This is a genomic window from Kribbella swartbergensis, assembly GCF_054784135.1.
Genome location: NZ_BAAGPM010000034.1, coordinates 380,555 through 393,524 on the forward strand (window position 1 = coordinate 380,555; position 12,970 = coordinate 393,524).

At 65.3% G+C, this 12,970-nt stretch carries 17 protein-coding genes; 9 read left to right on the forward strand and 8 right to left on the reverse strand.

All coding sequences use genetic code 11. The features are described from left to right. Window positions 1–128: 128 nt before the first annotated feature. A complete protein-coding gene (locus tag ACYVOK_RS31010) occupies window positions 129–701 on the forward strand; it encodes a hypothetical protein (protein ID WP_460666127.1) in 573 nt (190 codons plus the stop codon). Window positions 702–723: 22 nt separating this feature from the next. Here ACYVOK_RS31010 and ACYVOK_RS31015 read toward each other — a convergent pair whose 3' ends face one another. Then, window positions 724–1,041: a hypothetical protein gene (locus ACYVOK_RS31015; protein WP_460666128.1), complete on the reverse strand. Its 318-nt coding sequence runs from the start codon at window positions 1,039–1,041 to the stop codon at window positions 724–726. Between the two features lie 210 nt (window positions 1,042–1,251). On the opposite strand from ACYVOK_RS31015, the gene ACYVOK_RS31020 reads away from it, so the two are divergent. After that, window positions 1,252–1,707, forward strand: a complete 456-nt coding sequence (locus ACYVOK_RS31020; protein ID WP_460666129.1) for a VOC family protein — start codon at window positions 1,252–1,254, stop codon at window positions 1,705–1,707. A gap of 544 nt (window positions 1,708–2,251) precedes the next feature. Here ACYVOK_RS31020 and ACYVOK_RS31025 read toward each other — a convergent pair. After that, window positions 2,252–3,268: a TRM11 family methyltransferase gene (locus ACYVOK_RS31025; RefSeq protein ID WP_460666130.1), complete on the reverse strand. Its 1,017-nt coding sequence runs from the start codon at window positions 3,266–3,268 to the stop codon at window positions 2,252–2,254. Window positions 3,269–3,458: 190 nt separating this feature from the next. Here ACYVOK_RS31025 and ACYVOK_RS31030 point away from each other — a divergent pair, with 190 nt between their 5' ends. From ACYVOK_RS31030 to ACYVOK_RS31045, 4 genes are all read left to right on the forward strand, one after another. After that, window positions 3,459–3,779 carry an SOS response-associated peptidase family protein gene (locus ACYVOK_RS31030; RefSeq protein WP_460666348.1) on the forward strand — a complete coding sequence of 107 codons (321 nt, stop codon included), beginning with the start codon at window positions 3,459–3,461 and terminating at the stop codon, window positions 3,777–3,779. Between the two features lie 491 nt (window positions 3,780–4,270). Then, window positions 4,271–4,666: a hypothetical protein gene (locus tag ACYVOK_RS31035; RefSeq protein ID WP_460666131.1), complete on the forward strand. Its 396-nt coding sequence runs from the start codon at window positions 4,271–4,273 to the stop codon at window positions 4,664–4,666. Further along, complete coding sequence (locus ACYVOK_RS31040; protein ID WP_460666132.1) at window positions 4,663–5,010, forward strand: hypothetical protein; 348 nt, start codon at window positions 4,663–4,665, stop codon at window positions 5,008–5,010. Before ACYVOK_RS31035 ends, ACYVOK_RS31040 begins: the two co-directional genes overlap by 4 nt. A 226-nt stretch (window positions 5,011–5,236) precedes the next feature. Then, window positions 5,237–5,542: a hypothetical protein gene (locus ACYVOK_RS31045; RefSeq protein ID WP_460666349.1), complete on the forward strand. Its 306-nt coding sequence runs from the start codon at window positions 5,237–5,239 to the stop codon at window positions 5,540–5,542. Between the two features lie 248 nt (window positions 5,543–5,790). On the opposite strand, the gene ACYVOK_RS31050 is transcribed toward ACYVOK_RS31045, so the two are convergent. The 3 genes from ACYVOK_RS31050 to ACYVOK_RS31060 form a co-directional block, all read right to left on the reverse strand. Further along, a complete protein-coding gene (locus ACYVOK_RS31050; RefSeq protein WP_460666133.1) occupies window positions 5,791–6,636 on the reverse strand; it encodes an alpha/beta fold hydrolase in 846 nt (281 codons plus the stop codon). A gap of 656 nt (window positions 6,637–7,292) precedes the next feature. Further along, window positions 7,293–8,378, reverse strand: a complete 1,086-nt coding sequence (locus ACYVOK_RS31055) for a DNA glycosylase AlkZ-like family protein (RefSeq protein WP_460666134.1) — start codon at window positions 8,376–8,378, stop codon at window positions 7,293–7,295. 299 nt (window positions 8,379–8,677) lie between these two features. Next, the gene (locus ACYVOK_RS31060) at window positions 8,678–9,190 is read right to left on the reverse strand and encodes a GNAT family N-acetyltransferase (protein WP_460666135.1); all 513 of its coding nucleotides are present in this window, start codon (window positions 9,188–9,190) and stop codon (window positions 8,678–8,680) included. A gap of 86 nt (window positions 9,191–9,276) precedes the next feature. Between ACYVOK_RS31060 and ACYVOK_RS31065 the strand changes: the two genes are divergently transcribed. Then, window positions 9,277–9,765: a hypothetical protein gene (locus tag ACYVOK_RS31065; protein ID WP_460666136.1), complete on the forward strand. Its 489-nt coding sequence runs from the start codon at window positions 9,277–9,279 to the stop codon at window positions 9,763–9,765. Window positions 9,766–9,952: 187 nt separating this feature from the next. Then, window positions 9,953–10,264, forward strand: coding sequence for a hypothetical protein (locus ACYVOK_RS31070; RefSeq protein ID WP_460666137.1), 312 nt, complete (start codon window positions 9,953–9,955; stop codon window positions 10,262–10,264). Here ACYVOK_RS31070 and ACYVOK_RS31075 read toward each other — a convergent pair. Further along, window positions 10,261–10,776 carry a nuclear transport factor 2 family protein gene (locus tag ACYVOK_RS31075; RefSeq protein WP_460666138.1) on the reverse strand — a complete coding sequence of 172 codons (516 nt, stop codon included), beginning with the start codon at window positions 10,774–10,776 and terminating at the stop codon, window positions 10,261–10,263. The genes ACYVOK_RS31070 and ACYVOK_RS31075 overlap by 4 nt on opposite strands. Window positions 10,777–10,866: 90 nt before the next feature. Continuing rightward, on the reverse strand, window positions 10,867–11,223 hold the full coding sequence (locus ACYVOK_RS31080; RefSeq protein WP_460666139.1) for a VOC family protein: 357 nt from the start codon (window positions 11,221–11,223) through the stop codon (window positions 10,867–10,869). Window positions 11,224–11,482: 259 nt separating this feature from the next. Between ACYVOK_RS31080 and ACYVOK_RS31085 the strand changes: the two genes are divergently transcribed. Continuing rightward, window positions 11,483–12,613, forward strand: a complete 1,131-nt coding sequence (locus ACYVOK_RS31085) for an epoxide hydrolase family protein (protein ID WP_460666140.1) — start codon at window positions 11,483–11,485, stop codon at window positions 12,611–12,613. A gap of 96 nt (window positions 12,614–12,709) precedes the next feature. On the opposite strand, the gene ACYVOK_RS31090 is transcribed toward ACYVOK_RS31085, so the two are convergent. Then, the gene (locus ACYVOK_RS31090) at window positions 12,710–12,853 is read right to left on the reverse strand and encodes a hypothetical protein (protein WP_460666141.1); all 144 of its coding nucleotides are present in this window, start codon (window positions 12,851–12,853) and stop codon (window positions 12,710–12,712) included. Window positions 12,854–12,970 lie beyond the last annotated feature (117 nt).

A 12,970-nucleotide genomic window follows, 5' to 3' on the forward strand; every position in this document is an offset into this window, starting at 1 on the left:
CTGGCAGAGCTGATCCTCGGCACGGAGGACCATGACGTCACTCGGCACTGGCGTAGCCTGACACACCTTCACCCAAACTCGCGGCATGAGCGGGCGTCTGAACGGCTGACCGGCTTAAAGTCTGCGGCATGGCCCAGATTGGCTCCCTGACCCGTGAGCGGTTTCTGGTTGAAGGCGTCGAGTGGACTTCCAAAGTCGTTCGTACCGGAGGTCCGTCCGGTCTTCTCCACGACGAGTGGGCGCTCTCGGTGCGGTTCGCGTGCGAGGTGCCCTTCCGAGCGGCAGCGTTCCTGGATTCGGATGGCGTCCGTCTCTACGCACGGGATTGGGCCCGTCATTCCGAGCGTGTCGCCGAGTTGAGTGTCCATTTCAGGCCCTACGACTGGGACCGGTCGGACGAAGTGCAGGTCATGGCGGGCGGAATCAGGGCGGCCCTGGAGTCCTCGGCGCTGAAGGCGGATCCGGTCGCCGCGACAAGCGTGGACGTCGCGGCTGGCGCGTCGGCCTACACCGGTGACCCTCTTACTGTCCTCAGGATCCCCGAAGTCGGCGTCGTCTTGGGAGTTGTGCTGGTTCGGAGCACGGACACCAAGGGGGACCGAACGCGGTGGCGTCTGCGCGACCAGCACGTCCAAGACCTCGGGGACTTCTCGTTCCTTGCTGCTGGCCGGCGATCAGGCTGGATCCAACTGTCCGTCTGACGCCCAAGGAGTTGATGTTTTGCTACGGCTCTTCTTTGAGTTGGTCCTGCAGTTCGTCAACTAGTCCGGTGTATTCAACCCAATCCTGGTGATCGGCGTAGAAGTCTTCCAGCTCGGCCCCCGTCAGCCGCTGGATCAGTTCACCGGTGTAGTGGTCACATGCAATCCAAAGGTTGGGTGCCCCATCCGAATCGTCATCGGGGTCGATGAACATGTCGAAGACGTAGATGTTGCTACGCCGATACTCGGCGAGGCGCTCGTCAACCAGGACCTGGAGGCGCGCATCTTGCTGCTCGAGCCACTGACGATCATCCGAGGTCCACTCATCCACTTGCGACATGGCCAGATGCTAGTGCAGCGCTGCTCACGTGCTCGCTCATCGGCAGATCCGTGCGTCGACGCGCATCCGTTGGCGGACTCACAAGAGGTAGCTATATCCACAGTCCGTTGGCGCGCGATATTCGCTCGCCAGGCCCTGCGCCGTCCTCCCGAACAGATGCGCACTCGATGGTCTCGATCGTTTGTCGGATCTGCCTGGGATGGTCTGAGTATGGAGATGACAGTGCAGCTGACGATCGACTGCTCCGATCCGCAGAGAATGGTGACCTTCTGGGCCGAGGCGCTGGGCTACGTGTCTGAGCCTGCGCCGGGCGGGCACGCCACCTGGCGTGCCTACTGGGCGGCCATGGGGGTGCCGGAGGCAGAGTTGCCGGCCGGTGCCGGGGACGTTCCGGAGTCGATCATCGATCCTGCGGGACGTGGACCGAGGGTGTGGTTCCAGCAGGTTCCGGAGCCGAAGGTCGCCAAGAACCGGTGGCACTTCGACCTGAAGGTCGGTGGGGGACGTGACGTCCCACTGGACGTCCGCGTACAGCGGGTCGAGGCCACGGTGGAACGGCTGGTCAAAGCTGGCGCTACCGTGCTGCGGATCAAGGATGAGCCAGACATGGCGCTCTACGCCGCCGCCATGCAGGACCCCGAGGGCAACGAATTCGACGTCGTCTGAGGGCCGTTGCGACGGTGCTGGTCACAGCCACTCGTTCACGGCCGCGACCAGCACCAGTCGCCTCGTAGCGGACGGAGAGCTTGTCGTACCTCGTGGCCACTGCCCGGTGCCTTCATGTCGGTTGATCCCGCGGTCGACCGCGCGAACCCCGAATTGCTTGCGGAGCTCGGCCAGCTGCTCCGGTGTCCGGCCAAACAGGACCGCCTCGTCGACGTCGCGGCGTTGGGCGTAGATGGCGGTCTGGGCTGGCCGAACCCGGTGCCGAGCAACGCGATTTTCATGATGGTCGGCTTCTCTCGTGGCGATCCGCCCGCTCCCGCGACCGGACGGCGAGAGGGGGCAGCTGCCGCGCGGGGTCTGTCATGGTTGCTGGGTGCCGAAGAGTTCTGCCGTACGGATGATCGATGCCCGCGACGAGACGGTGCACGAGAAGCCTGCTCGGGCGCCGCGGGCGATTCCGGACAGCCTGTGGGGCGAGCTGTCTGCTCAGTTGAGGTGCGTCCGCGATTGGGAGCCACCGGCGTGTTTTGTGTCGTCCGGCGAGTCAACCCGCCCGTGGCAGTCGGCGACCGATCTGCGCGCTGGCCGGATGACCATTGACTAGCAACTGGTGGGACTGCACCAGGGTTAGGTTCGCGGACGGCCAAAGAGCATGCGTTACTTCAGCCGCCCGCCGCGACAGCAGCAGTACCAGCCGACCGCGCTGCGGATCCAGCACCCGGTCGAAACTGGCCATCATCCGCCGGGCGAAGGTGGCAAAGTCGACGTCCAGCCCGTCGTACTCACCCCAGGGTGGGTCGGTGACGATCGAACTCACCGAACCAGTCGAGATCGACGGAAGCTCCAGGGCGTCCTCGGCGAGCACGGTGACCCGACTGCGACGCCGGATCTCCGGCGGCACCTGCAGATGAGGCTCCCCAACGGCGAGATCGGAGTACGTTGCCCGGCCGTACGGCAGCGCCATCCGGGCCCGGACGATGGAACCACTGCCTGCAAAAGGGTCCAGGAAGACGTCGTCTGGCCTAGGATCTGACGCCCTGACCAGCAACGTGGCGAGGTCGGCCCCCAGGCTGCCGGCGACCCCCGGCTTAATACCCGTCGTCAACCGCTGGCAGAAGAACATTGATTCGACGTCACGGCGGCCGATCAGCCAGTACTCCACGCCGCCGCCACGGGGGTTCAGCCGCGCCCCGGTGGCCTTGGCGATCGCCGACTCGAGCCGAGTCTTGGCCCGGCGGGGCAATCCGAGCAACCTCCCGTCTACGCTCACCATCGTCCGGAAGCTCGTTACCCGCCCCTGTCCACGCAACATCGGGGTCGAGAGCACCTGCTCGGCAAACTGTTCGGCCGCACGCTGAGCTGAGGATTGTCGGATCGTGCCGAGCACACTGAAGGCGTTCTTCAGGTAGCCCAGGTTGGCAACCTTCGACGGATCGCTACCACTGTCGAAGATCAGACCGCTCTCATCGGAGCTGACCACCTTCACGCTCGAAAGATCCCGCCGCAGAGAGTCGATGACGAGCTCGCCCAGCCACGCGCGGAACTGAGCGAAGTAACGCATCCGCCGAACGCTATCGCCAGTCCGTCACGCCGTCAGGCGAATTTCCGGCGTGAGCAGCACATGCCCGGCCGCGGAACCGGCAGCAGCCAGCTCCCACCGCACGGACGAACCTCCCCGCCCGGCTCGACACCGTCGCAGGCCTTGACTAATGCAGAGAAGGTAACCAATTGCGCCTGGCTTCTCTGGCACGCTGTGCGGACGATATGTGTCAACCAGGAGCCGCTCGGAGCTGCTGAAGACGTCCACGATCGAGGAAGCCAACGCCGACGAGGAGAAGGCACCGGACTACAACGTCGCGCCAACCAAGACCAGCCCGGCTGTGCTGGCCCGCCCGCCGCGCAGTGCCAGCGACGACGCCGAACCGGTTCGACAGCTGCGCAACGTCAAGTGCGAACTAGTCGCTGTCGCAGTCCGGGTGTGTCCTGGGTGCAAACACCCGTTGTTCGGCGGAGGCTGTCGCGAGGAGGAGGGTTTGCCGTCGACGCGGGGCACGACTGTTGCGGCAGATTGAGGGAGTTGGGGCTAAGCCCCGCGCGCAGCGAAGGCCTCTATCAGAGACACCGCAAGCCAGTGACCGCCAACCCGAGCCAGGTGGAGAGCAGAGCCCACTCCCCCTCTGGGCGATGCAAGTGGATCTGCGCCTCGAGCGAGGAGGTACGCCGTGACGTCAACGTGAAGTGGCATGCCCGTTTGCGTGTGTCCATCAAGTTCGACATCGACCGCGTGTTGGAGCAAGGTCATACCTCCATCGATCTCTTCGATGTCGACACCGCCATCGAGCAGCTCCCGCAGCTTCGGCAAGTCCTCGTTCTCGACGGCAAGGTGTGCAGGTGTCATCGTCGTTCCTCTGGTCGGCCGCGGACCATCTGCCTAACACAGTTTGACGACGTTCGCCGCGGTAAGGGCGGCCTCGTCGAACACATCCGTGTAGACAGCGGAGCCAGACGAGGTCGTTCTGGGTCCCGCTGCTGACGGCGCTACTGGCTCGGCCATGATCTGGGAATGGCCACCATGTATGAGCGTTACCTCGCCGGCGACCGGGCGCGCGTGTGGCATGAGCTCCGTCAGGTCGGCGACCGTGTCCGAGAACCGGGACTCTGGGCGGACGCGCAGGCGGTCTGCGACGAGATGGCTCGCCGAGCCCGGCGCAACGTCGAGACTCTCATTGACCGACTTGAGAGCCAAGACTATGTGTTCCACAGCAACGACGGACGGCGCAACCCGGTGCGCCCCTACTACCCAGCCACTGAGCGTGGTGGCCTCGCGCTCGCCTGGCTGGACGAGCACGTCGGGATAGTCCCTTTGGCGCTGTCGTCGTGGCTTCGGTTGGTGGCGACGTTTGGCTCGTTGGGACCCACCCACATTGGCCTGACTCGGCCTCGGCTGATCCTCTCGTGATCGAGGTCGAAGGGTCCTCCGATCCGGACGCCTCCGTCGAACAGTATCTGGAGGACGAGTATCGGGGATGGGTCGAGATGGCTGAGGACAACCCCGAGGAGGCCGTCAGCTTCGAGTTGCCTCTGGCACCCGACCACCTGACGAAAGCCAATATCAGCGGTGGCGTCTACCGGATGCCGCTGCCGGATGGGACAGCGGAAGGCCTGATCGTCGGAGAGGTCGCTATGCCCTTCGTGTCCTACCTGAATTGGGTTTTCCGGAACGGCGGGTTCCCGGGACTGGCGGTAGGGGACGCTCAATTGAGGATCAAGCGCGACTTGGCTATGGGGATGCTTGAGCTTTAGCAGAGCGCGGCAGATGCCGAGGGTTCGTCGGGCTTCTGCGTTGTGCAAGGGCGAACCGCCCCTGTCCTCCCAGGGCATCGGCCGAGGCTCGACGCGAGGACATCGTTCTCGCAACGAAGGTCCACGGGAAGATGCATGACGGTCAAGGCGGCAGCGGCCTCTTGCGCAAGGCCATCCTTGAGCGTTGGACGAGTCGCTAAGGCGGTTGGGAACCGACTACGTCGACGTGTACTACGTTCACCGTTTCGACGAACAGGTGCCGGTCGAGGAAACCATGGCAACGCTGCATGACGTCTTGAAAGGGGGGTGCGCTATCTGGGCGCCTCCTCCATGTGGGCGTGGCAGTTCGCGAAGATGTCGGCGCGCGCAGCGAAGTCATCTACCTGCCCATAGACCACGAGGAACAACGCAGGCGTGTCACCAATCGGTTCGCAACTACGCCCCACCAAACGTGGCGCATGAGCGACGTCGAACTGAAGCAGTGGCGGGCTCAGTTTCAACCGCCGGACGACGAAGAACTGCAGGGTGCTGAGATTCCACCAGTCCCACCAGAGCACGCAACATGGTCGAAGTTGGCCTCCCTGCGCTGACCATCCTTGCCTGACCAGTACGCCCCCGCCGCCGCCAACTCGCGTTGCTCAAACGAACCGTGACCCATCCGATCCCGCCGTCCCGCTGCTGAGAAGCTGGCGCCGGGACCGCTTTGTCATTCCACCTGGTCGACGTCGGCGGGCCCGAGCCAGCCTGACGAGTTCGGTGAAGGCTAGTTGACTGAACTCTTCACCGGCTGGGTTTTCGGGCGATCAGCAGGTCGCCGGAGAAGGAGCGGATGGCGCGGTTGACCGTCTCGGGCTGTTCCCAGGGCATGAAGTGACCGGCGCCCTTGACCCAGAACGGACCGACCGCTTCGGGGAAGGCGAGTGCGCACCGCTGCTCGGCGTGGTCGCCTTTGGTCACCTGGTCTTCACCGATCAGTACCAGGGCGGGCTGCCGGACCGGCCGGTCGAGCATCTCCGGGGCGGACAGCGGCCGGGTACCCACGACGACCTCGTAGTCGGCGAAGGAGGCGCGCAGCCGGGCAGCGTCGCCGTACGGCTCGGTCAAGAAGGCCAAGTCCTCGTCGTCGAAGGCATCGGGCGGACACCACAGGCGGTGCCCGTAGAACTCACCGATGTAGCGCCGCCGCTGCTCGGGCGTGTCCAGCTCGGCGACCAAGGCGTCGGCGTGATGCCCCTGGAGGCGGACGTAGTCATAGACCGCGCGCTTGGGCATGCTCGGCGGAATCCCCGCCGCCGCGAACGCGTCTTTCAGGTCGGGCGTGGAGTCGTCCAGGATCACCAGACGGTCCACCCGGTCGGGGTGGCGGTTGGCCATGTCGATGGCGATCATCGCCCCCAGATCATGCCCGGCGACGACTACGCGATCCCAGCCGAGCTTGTCGAACAGCCCGGTTAGATCGGTGTTGAACGCGTTGAAATCGTAGAAGTCATCCGGCGCGAAGTCGGAGTCGCCGTACCCGCGCAGGTCCGGCGCGACGACGTCGAATCCCGCCTCGGCCAGCGGGACGAGATTGTGCGACCAGATCCGGCTCGTGCAGGGGAACCCATGGATGAGCAGCAGCGGCACCCCACCATCCCCGCGACGCCGCACCGCGAGGTGATGCCCATTGCGTACTTCGACCCGCACGGGCGCAACTACTTCAGCAGGAAGAACCATGCACCTGGCTTACACCACATTCCGGACGGTGAACTTCCGGAATGTGGCCTACTTGACGAGTTCTGTGAAGGTACTGGTCATGGTTCGCGTGCTGCTCGGGAGGAGTTGATCAAACGACGGCTCCGGCACGGCAGGCCTCCACGATCATCGCCGCCATCGCGGCGGGCAGCTTCACCACGGATTCCGAGTCCGAAAGCCCGCAATCGTCGAACAACCCTCGCGAGCACCGCTGGATCACTACCGTCTCACCCTGGAAGTGGAGGTCTCCAGTCTCCGCGTCACCGAACGACCGCAGGACAGTTGTTGCCTGGCAGTCTCGGTCGTTGCCGTAGGTCTGCGTCCGCAGTCTCGGATGTTGAGGTCGAGCTCGGCTGACGCCTTCGGTCCACGCACGCCACTCGACGGACCGCGGTTGAGCACCGTCCCGTCACGAACTCCCGGACCGCTTGACGTACCTGATCGATATGTTCTAGTGCGATATGGCGTCTCTGAGCGTCGAGCGTCTGCCACTGGTCTCCTGGATCGGCCTCGCCGTACTGGCACTGGGCCCGTACTGCTGACGCGGATCAGACCACGTGCAGGTCTCGGCCGAGGAGGGTTGCCAAACGGGCGGCCGCGGACTCGATCTCGTCACTAGGTATGTCCGTGGCACGGACGAACCAGGAGATGGTGAGGGTGTCTTTGCGGATCTTCCATGTTCCGCTGACGATGCCCGCTGTGAGGACGAGGGGGGCACCGCGGGTGATGACGGCACGGTGTTCGGCGGGTACGACGCGGGCGTCGGCCGTACCGGGGCCGACGACCCACTGGTCGTACCCCGGCAGCAGTGTCACGGCCGTGGTTGCCGACTGCTCGGCCAGGGCATCCAGGTGTTGCCTCGCGTGCAGCATCGGCTCGCCGTCGACGGTGATCTCGACGATCTCGTCGGCCAGATCGGCCAGCCAGCGGGTGATCCGCTTTCGGCCGGCGCCGAGGCGGTCGCCGAGCCAGTACTGAAGATTCTCAGGCTTCGCCGGGCCGTACGCATCGAAGTACGCAAGGACAGCCTCGCGGCCGGCCCGCTCAAGTTCAGGGATACCGGCCCAGCCGGGGATCGCGTCGGGAGACTGGTACGTCGCCTGACCGTTTCGGGCCGGCCCGAAACACAGATCTCCTTGCCAGGCGAACGGTTTCAGCAACGTGTCGCTGGTATGCGCGAAACCGGGCCCGAGGTGGCTGAATCGGCGATGTGCGGTCGCCCCTGCGATCAGCTCTTCTCTGGTCACCGGACCGTCCGAGAGCACCTCGCGGACGACCTTACGCAGGGCCGGCCAATCCTGTGCACCGAGCTGGTAGTGACTCACCCAGCTGGGCAGCTCCCACATTCGACTGGCCGCCCGCAGCGCCAGATGAATACCCGCTTGGGCCGGTGTCATGAGGTGGGTGGCGCCGCCGAACGCGTAAGTCTTCATGATGCGGCCCGCCTGGAATGCCCGCTCGACATCATCTTCGCCGGGTGTCGACAACCGCCGTCGTACGGCGAGCCCGGGGTCGCCCGAATGCGCTCCCACCGCGACCAGCCGGCCCACGACCTCCTCCACCGACTCGGCGCCCTCGGTGAGGAACTGCCGGCTCATCCGCCACGCCAGCGCCCGTCGGAGAGAAATCTCCATGAAGCCACCATAATCAGAAGTCGACTTCGCGCGTGACAGTAATCGTGTGAGGCCAGTCGGGGCTGTGAGCGAGGCGCTAGAAATCTTGCGCTGCCAAGCCCGGTTCGACAGCCCGCGTCCGAGTCTCGCCGTAGCAGAACCAGGCCAGCACGTCTCGCGTTTGCGTCAATTTGAGGACGCCCTGTCGGCTATGGATGTGGTCCAGTCGGTCTTGAATCACCTCCATCCCAACGTTCCAGGAGGCGCGACGTGCAACGTGTCATGCTGCTCATCGGTGCCGCTGGCCCCAGTCACCACATTCATTCCGAGCGGGTCGTGTCGCGGTCGCCTTCTTCGGTCTTGAAGGTACGGAAGCCGCGGCGGTGATAGTTGGGCAGCGCGTGGGGATGGTCCAACGACGAGGTGTGCAGCCAGACCCGGTTCACCGCGGGGGCCAGGGCCCACGCCTGCTGAATCCCGAGCGTCAAGGCGTAGCCGCCGAGACCCTTGCCGACGAACTCCGGCACGAGGCCGAACGTCTCGATCTCCAGGTCGCCACCGGGATGGAGATCGTAGGACACCAATCCCGCCGGCACATTCTCGAAGGACAGTAACCAGAACGTCCGGTCCGGGCACTCGGCGAACCAGGCCGCCCATTCCTCCTCGGTCCGGCGCGCGCTCTGCCAGCCGAAAGGAGCGCCGATCCTCGTCTGGAGGTCGACCACCAATGGAGAGTCCCGCTCCAACGGCTCGATCACCAGACCGGACACGGCAGTCGCCGGTCTGAGCTCAGCAGGCGCTGTCATCTCGACATACGTCACGATCTCCTTCACGCAGGAAGGCTATGTGATCCACAAGGTTGGCGTGCGCGGGCGTCAGCAGGGGCTTCGGTGCTCGGGCTCTCAGTAGAGTGCAGGGCGTGCGCGCTCTGGCGAAGGTGTTGCTCTGGATTGTCGGCGCCGTGGTCCTGGTCGGTCTGTTCTGCGGCGGCTTAGGGCTGGCGTTCTGGGGCTTCGCGGATCAGCACGCGGCGCGCTACACCTACAAGATCGGGTTCAAGAAGGCCGGTGACAGTTGCGGCAACAATGACGTGTCGGTCGACATCAACACCGGCGTGCCGTTGGGCTGCGGTACGCAGGCGTACAACGAGCCGAATGTGGACCTCCCCGGGTTCAGCAGCGAGCAGAACGACAAAGTGGTGTCGCTGTCCATGCAACTGGGGAAGGACGGCTTCACCGACGCCGAGCGCACACAACTGCAGAACGAGGTAGACAAGATCGTCGCCTCACTCCCACCGGAGCGGCTGCCGCAGCACCCATGGTGGTGGGGCTGGAAGATGGGCGTGGTCGGCCTGCTGATGATGGTCACGCCCATCGGTCTAGCCAGCTACGCCATCCAGCGGCTCTAACTCGCCGAGGATGCCCTTTCAGGAGCCTGGCCCTGCGGGCCGCGGTGAAGAGACGAATCGCTCATCTTGTACAGGTTGCAGCCCTCAGGCCGAGGCAGCAGTCGCAGCCGATGCAGGTGTCCAGGTCTCCGTGGAGCCGTTCGCCGGCGTGGGCGTAGTCGCCGCCGGTGAGTCCTGGAGGTTGGGAGTGAGTCCGCTGGACCCCGAGAAGGCGGCGCGCGTTGCGCTGGGTCTTTATCAGGTCGCCGTCGCGGGTCTCGGTCCGTACGTCGCCTCGATCGGACACCCCTTGCTGGTCGTCTTGGGGGAAGCCGTGAATGACGACCTACTGTTCTGCCAACTGGACCGGACATGCAGGTGGGCCATCCGGTTTCCGGGGAAGCGGGAGCGTAGGAGGCCGCTGAATGTGCTGGTGGACGGTGAGGGCCGATACTGCGCTCCACCGTTCAAGGCCGCCGTGTGCGGCAAGGAGCTCGCCGAGCAGCCTGCTCATGGCTAGAGGAATCTGGGCGCCATACGGTCCGCGGCGCGGTGAATGAAGGCTAGGGGGCGGGCGAGGGCCGCCAGGAGGGCGCCGGTCAGGGGGCCGCGTCGCCTTGACGCTACTCGCGGTGGGAGCGTCGCGAAGAGGGTGGCGAGGGCCGGGAGCGGGCGGACGAAGACCGTGTACTCGGCGATCTGTCCCTGCTCGTTGACTCGGACCAGGTTCATGGCTTCGAGTTCCACCCCGCGCACGCGCGCACGGAAGGAGAAGGATCCCGTATCGCCGAGCACGAGTGGGTCTGTCGTGTCGACGTTCTCGAGGACGGCGAAGATGTCACGGTGCAACGCGGTGACCTCCTCCTTGCCCTCGAACAGTTTTGTCGCCGACATCGGGGAGTGAAAGACGACGTCGGGTGCCAAGACCTCGGCTACTGCATCGGCGTTGCCGTCTTCACCTGCGGCGCGCAGTACGTTGATCGCCGTTGAGACCGGCGAGATCGATGGGGCTGCGGGGTCCGGGACAGACATGGAAGCTCCATTGAGAACGAAGGTGCGTTGGCGCCGTGTGGCGATGGACGTCGGTGACCGCAGGTTAGGGGACGTAGCGGGCGCGGACTTCTACGGACCGGTTATCAGTAGTGTGTTGGCGTCGGGGTCGCGGAGGGTGAAGAAGCGGACAGTGTCCGGTGTGCCTTCGATTGGGCTGGGCTCGTGGCCCTGGTCATGGAGGTCGGCTCGAACCTGGTCGAGGTCTGCGACGGCGAAGTTGCAGGTCGCCCAGTCCAAGCCGGGCTTGGCTTGAATGCCAGTGGTCGGTCCTAGCAACGTCACGGCCATTGATTTTGCGCCATCGCCGGGTCGGAGAACGGCGCTCCACTCGTTCACCTCCTCGACTCGGAGTCCCAACGTACGGCTGTACCAGTCGGCCGAGTCTGCCGGGACGGCCACAGGGATGAAAGCGGTCGTGATCTTCACAGGTTGCATGCTCGGAACCGTACGCGCCTCCACCGACAGCCTCTCGATGGACATCCTCCCCGACGCGGCGTCCTGCCGGCGACCTACATGAATCGGTGCGTACGGCAACGGTGACCGACCCGGGCTGAACACCCCGACGCCACGCACTCTCACGGCTTGGCTGCGATCGACCAACCGCAGGCGCCTCGCGTACGTTTGGGATCGATCATGATCGCCGATGCGCTCGTCGCAGCGGACCAGTCTGAGCCGGGAGGCGCGCGTGGCTGTGCAGACGCTGATCTCGGTGCCGGACGCCGACCTGCATGACCTCCGGAGTCGGCTCCGCAGTACCCGCTGGCCTACTCCGTGGCCAGTAGACCCGTGGCAGGCCGGCACCGACACCGACGAACTCCGGCGCCTCGTGACTTATTGGGCCACCGACTACGACTGGCGCAGGCACGAAGCAGCTGTCAATGCTCTGCCCTCGCACGTGACCGAGATAGACGGCACGCCCGTCCACTATCTCCGTTTCGAAGGCGAGCATCCCGACGCGCTGCCGATCGTCCTGACCCACGGGTGGCCAAGCTCGGTCCTTGAGCTCACCGATCTGGCCCGGCGCTTAGCTGTCCCCTCTCGGCACGGCGGGGCGCCGGCCGACGCGTTCACTGTCATCGTGCCGTCCTTGCCTGGCTATGCGTTCTCACCGCAGCGCCCGTCGCTGCCGCCGGCACTGCAGTACCACGAGATCTGGCACGCCCTCATGCACGACGAGCTCCGCTTCGAGCGGTACGCCGCCCACGGCGGTGACCTCGGCGCCGGCATCAGCTCGCGGCTGGGCGAGGCCTATCCCGACTCGGTCGTCGGCATCCACCTGCTCGCCGTCGCCGCACCGATCTCGTACGACGAACGGAGTCTCACAGCCGAGGAGAAGGCCTACCTCGACGAGGTCATGGCGTGGACCGCGGAGGAGGGCGGCTACCAGCACCAGCAGAGCACCCGACCACTCACCCTGGCTCACGCCCTGTCGGATTCCCCTACCGGCCTCCTGGCCTGGATCGTGGAGAAGTACCGAGCGTGGAGCGACAGCGGCGGTGACTTGTCGGCCCGGTTCAGCGACGACTTCCTCCTCACGCAGGCGTCGCTCTACTGGTTCACCGGCAGCATCTCGACGTCCTTCCGGCCGTACTACGAGTACGCGCGCGGCTTGACCCGGCGCGTCGAGCGGGTCGAGGTGCCGACCGCCGTTGCCGTCTTCCCCGCCGACCTCACCCGGCCACCGCGCTCCTGGGCGGAACGCACGTACAACGTGACGAGGTACACCCGGATGCCCCGCGGTGGGCACTTCCCCGCACACGAGGAACCGGAGCTCCTCGCCCAGGACATCACCGAATTCTTCCGGCCGCTCAGATGACCGCCGCCACCGGCGCCGTTCTACCCACGGCTCGGTGCAAGTCGGCGTGGGTGGCGAGCATCGCGGCCGGTCGCAGGTAGGCGCTGGTGGTGCCGGTTACGGCGAAATCGTGAGCTCCAGCGGCGCCGACAGCATGCTGCCGCTGTCGGTCTGTAGTTCGATGACCAGCCGCCACTGTTCGGGCGGGACTGCGTACCCCAGGTCGGGGACCACCGAGGCTGTCCCGATCAAGACCGGCACAGGGCGGCTTTGGTGAGGTTCGATCCAGAACTGCACCCGCACAAGAGCATGAGGGCCGATGTACCGACCTACGACGCTGCCGGAGTTGTCGGTTACCGCTGATTGCAGCTGGCCGTT

What these genes read in the sequence shown, in the direction of transcription:
- ACYVOK_RS31025 (WP_460666130.1), bottom strand. Translation starts at nt 3,268, where the DNA reads ATGCGTTACTTCGCTCAGTTCCGCGCGTGGCTGGGCGAGCTCGTCATC.
- ACYVOK_RS31020 (WP_460666129.1), top strand. Translation starts at nt 1,252, where the DNA reads ATGGAGATGACAGTGCAGCTGACGATCGACTGCTCCGATCCGCAGAGA.
- ACYVOK_RS31035 (WP_460666131.1), top strand. Translation starts at nt 4,271, where the DNA reads ATGGCCACCATGTATGAGCGTTACCTCGCCGGCGACCGGGCGCGCGTG.
- ACYVOK_RS31010 (WP_460666127.1), top strand. Translation starts at nt 129, where the DNA reads ATGGCCCAGATTGGCTCCCTGACCCGTGAGCGGTTTCTGGTTGAAGGC.
- ACYVOK_RS31055 (WP_460666134.1), bottom strand. Translation starts at nt 8,378, where the DNA reads ATGGAGATTTCTCTCCGACGGGCGCTGGCGTGGCGGATGAGCCGGCAG.
- ACYVOK_RS31015 (WP_460666128.1), bottom strand. Translation starts at nt 1,041, where the DNA reads ATGTCGCAAGTGGATGAGTGGACCTCGGATGATCGTCAGTGGCTCGAG.
- ACYVOK_RS31075 (WP_460666138.1), bottom strand. Translation starts at nt 10,776, where the DNA reads ATGTCTGTCCCGGACCCCGCAGCCCCATCGATCTCGCCGGTCTCAACG.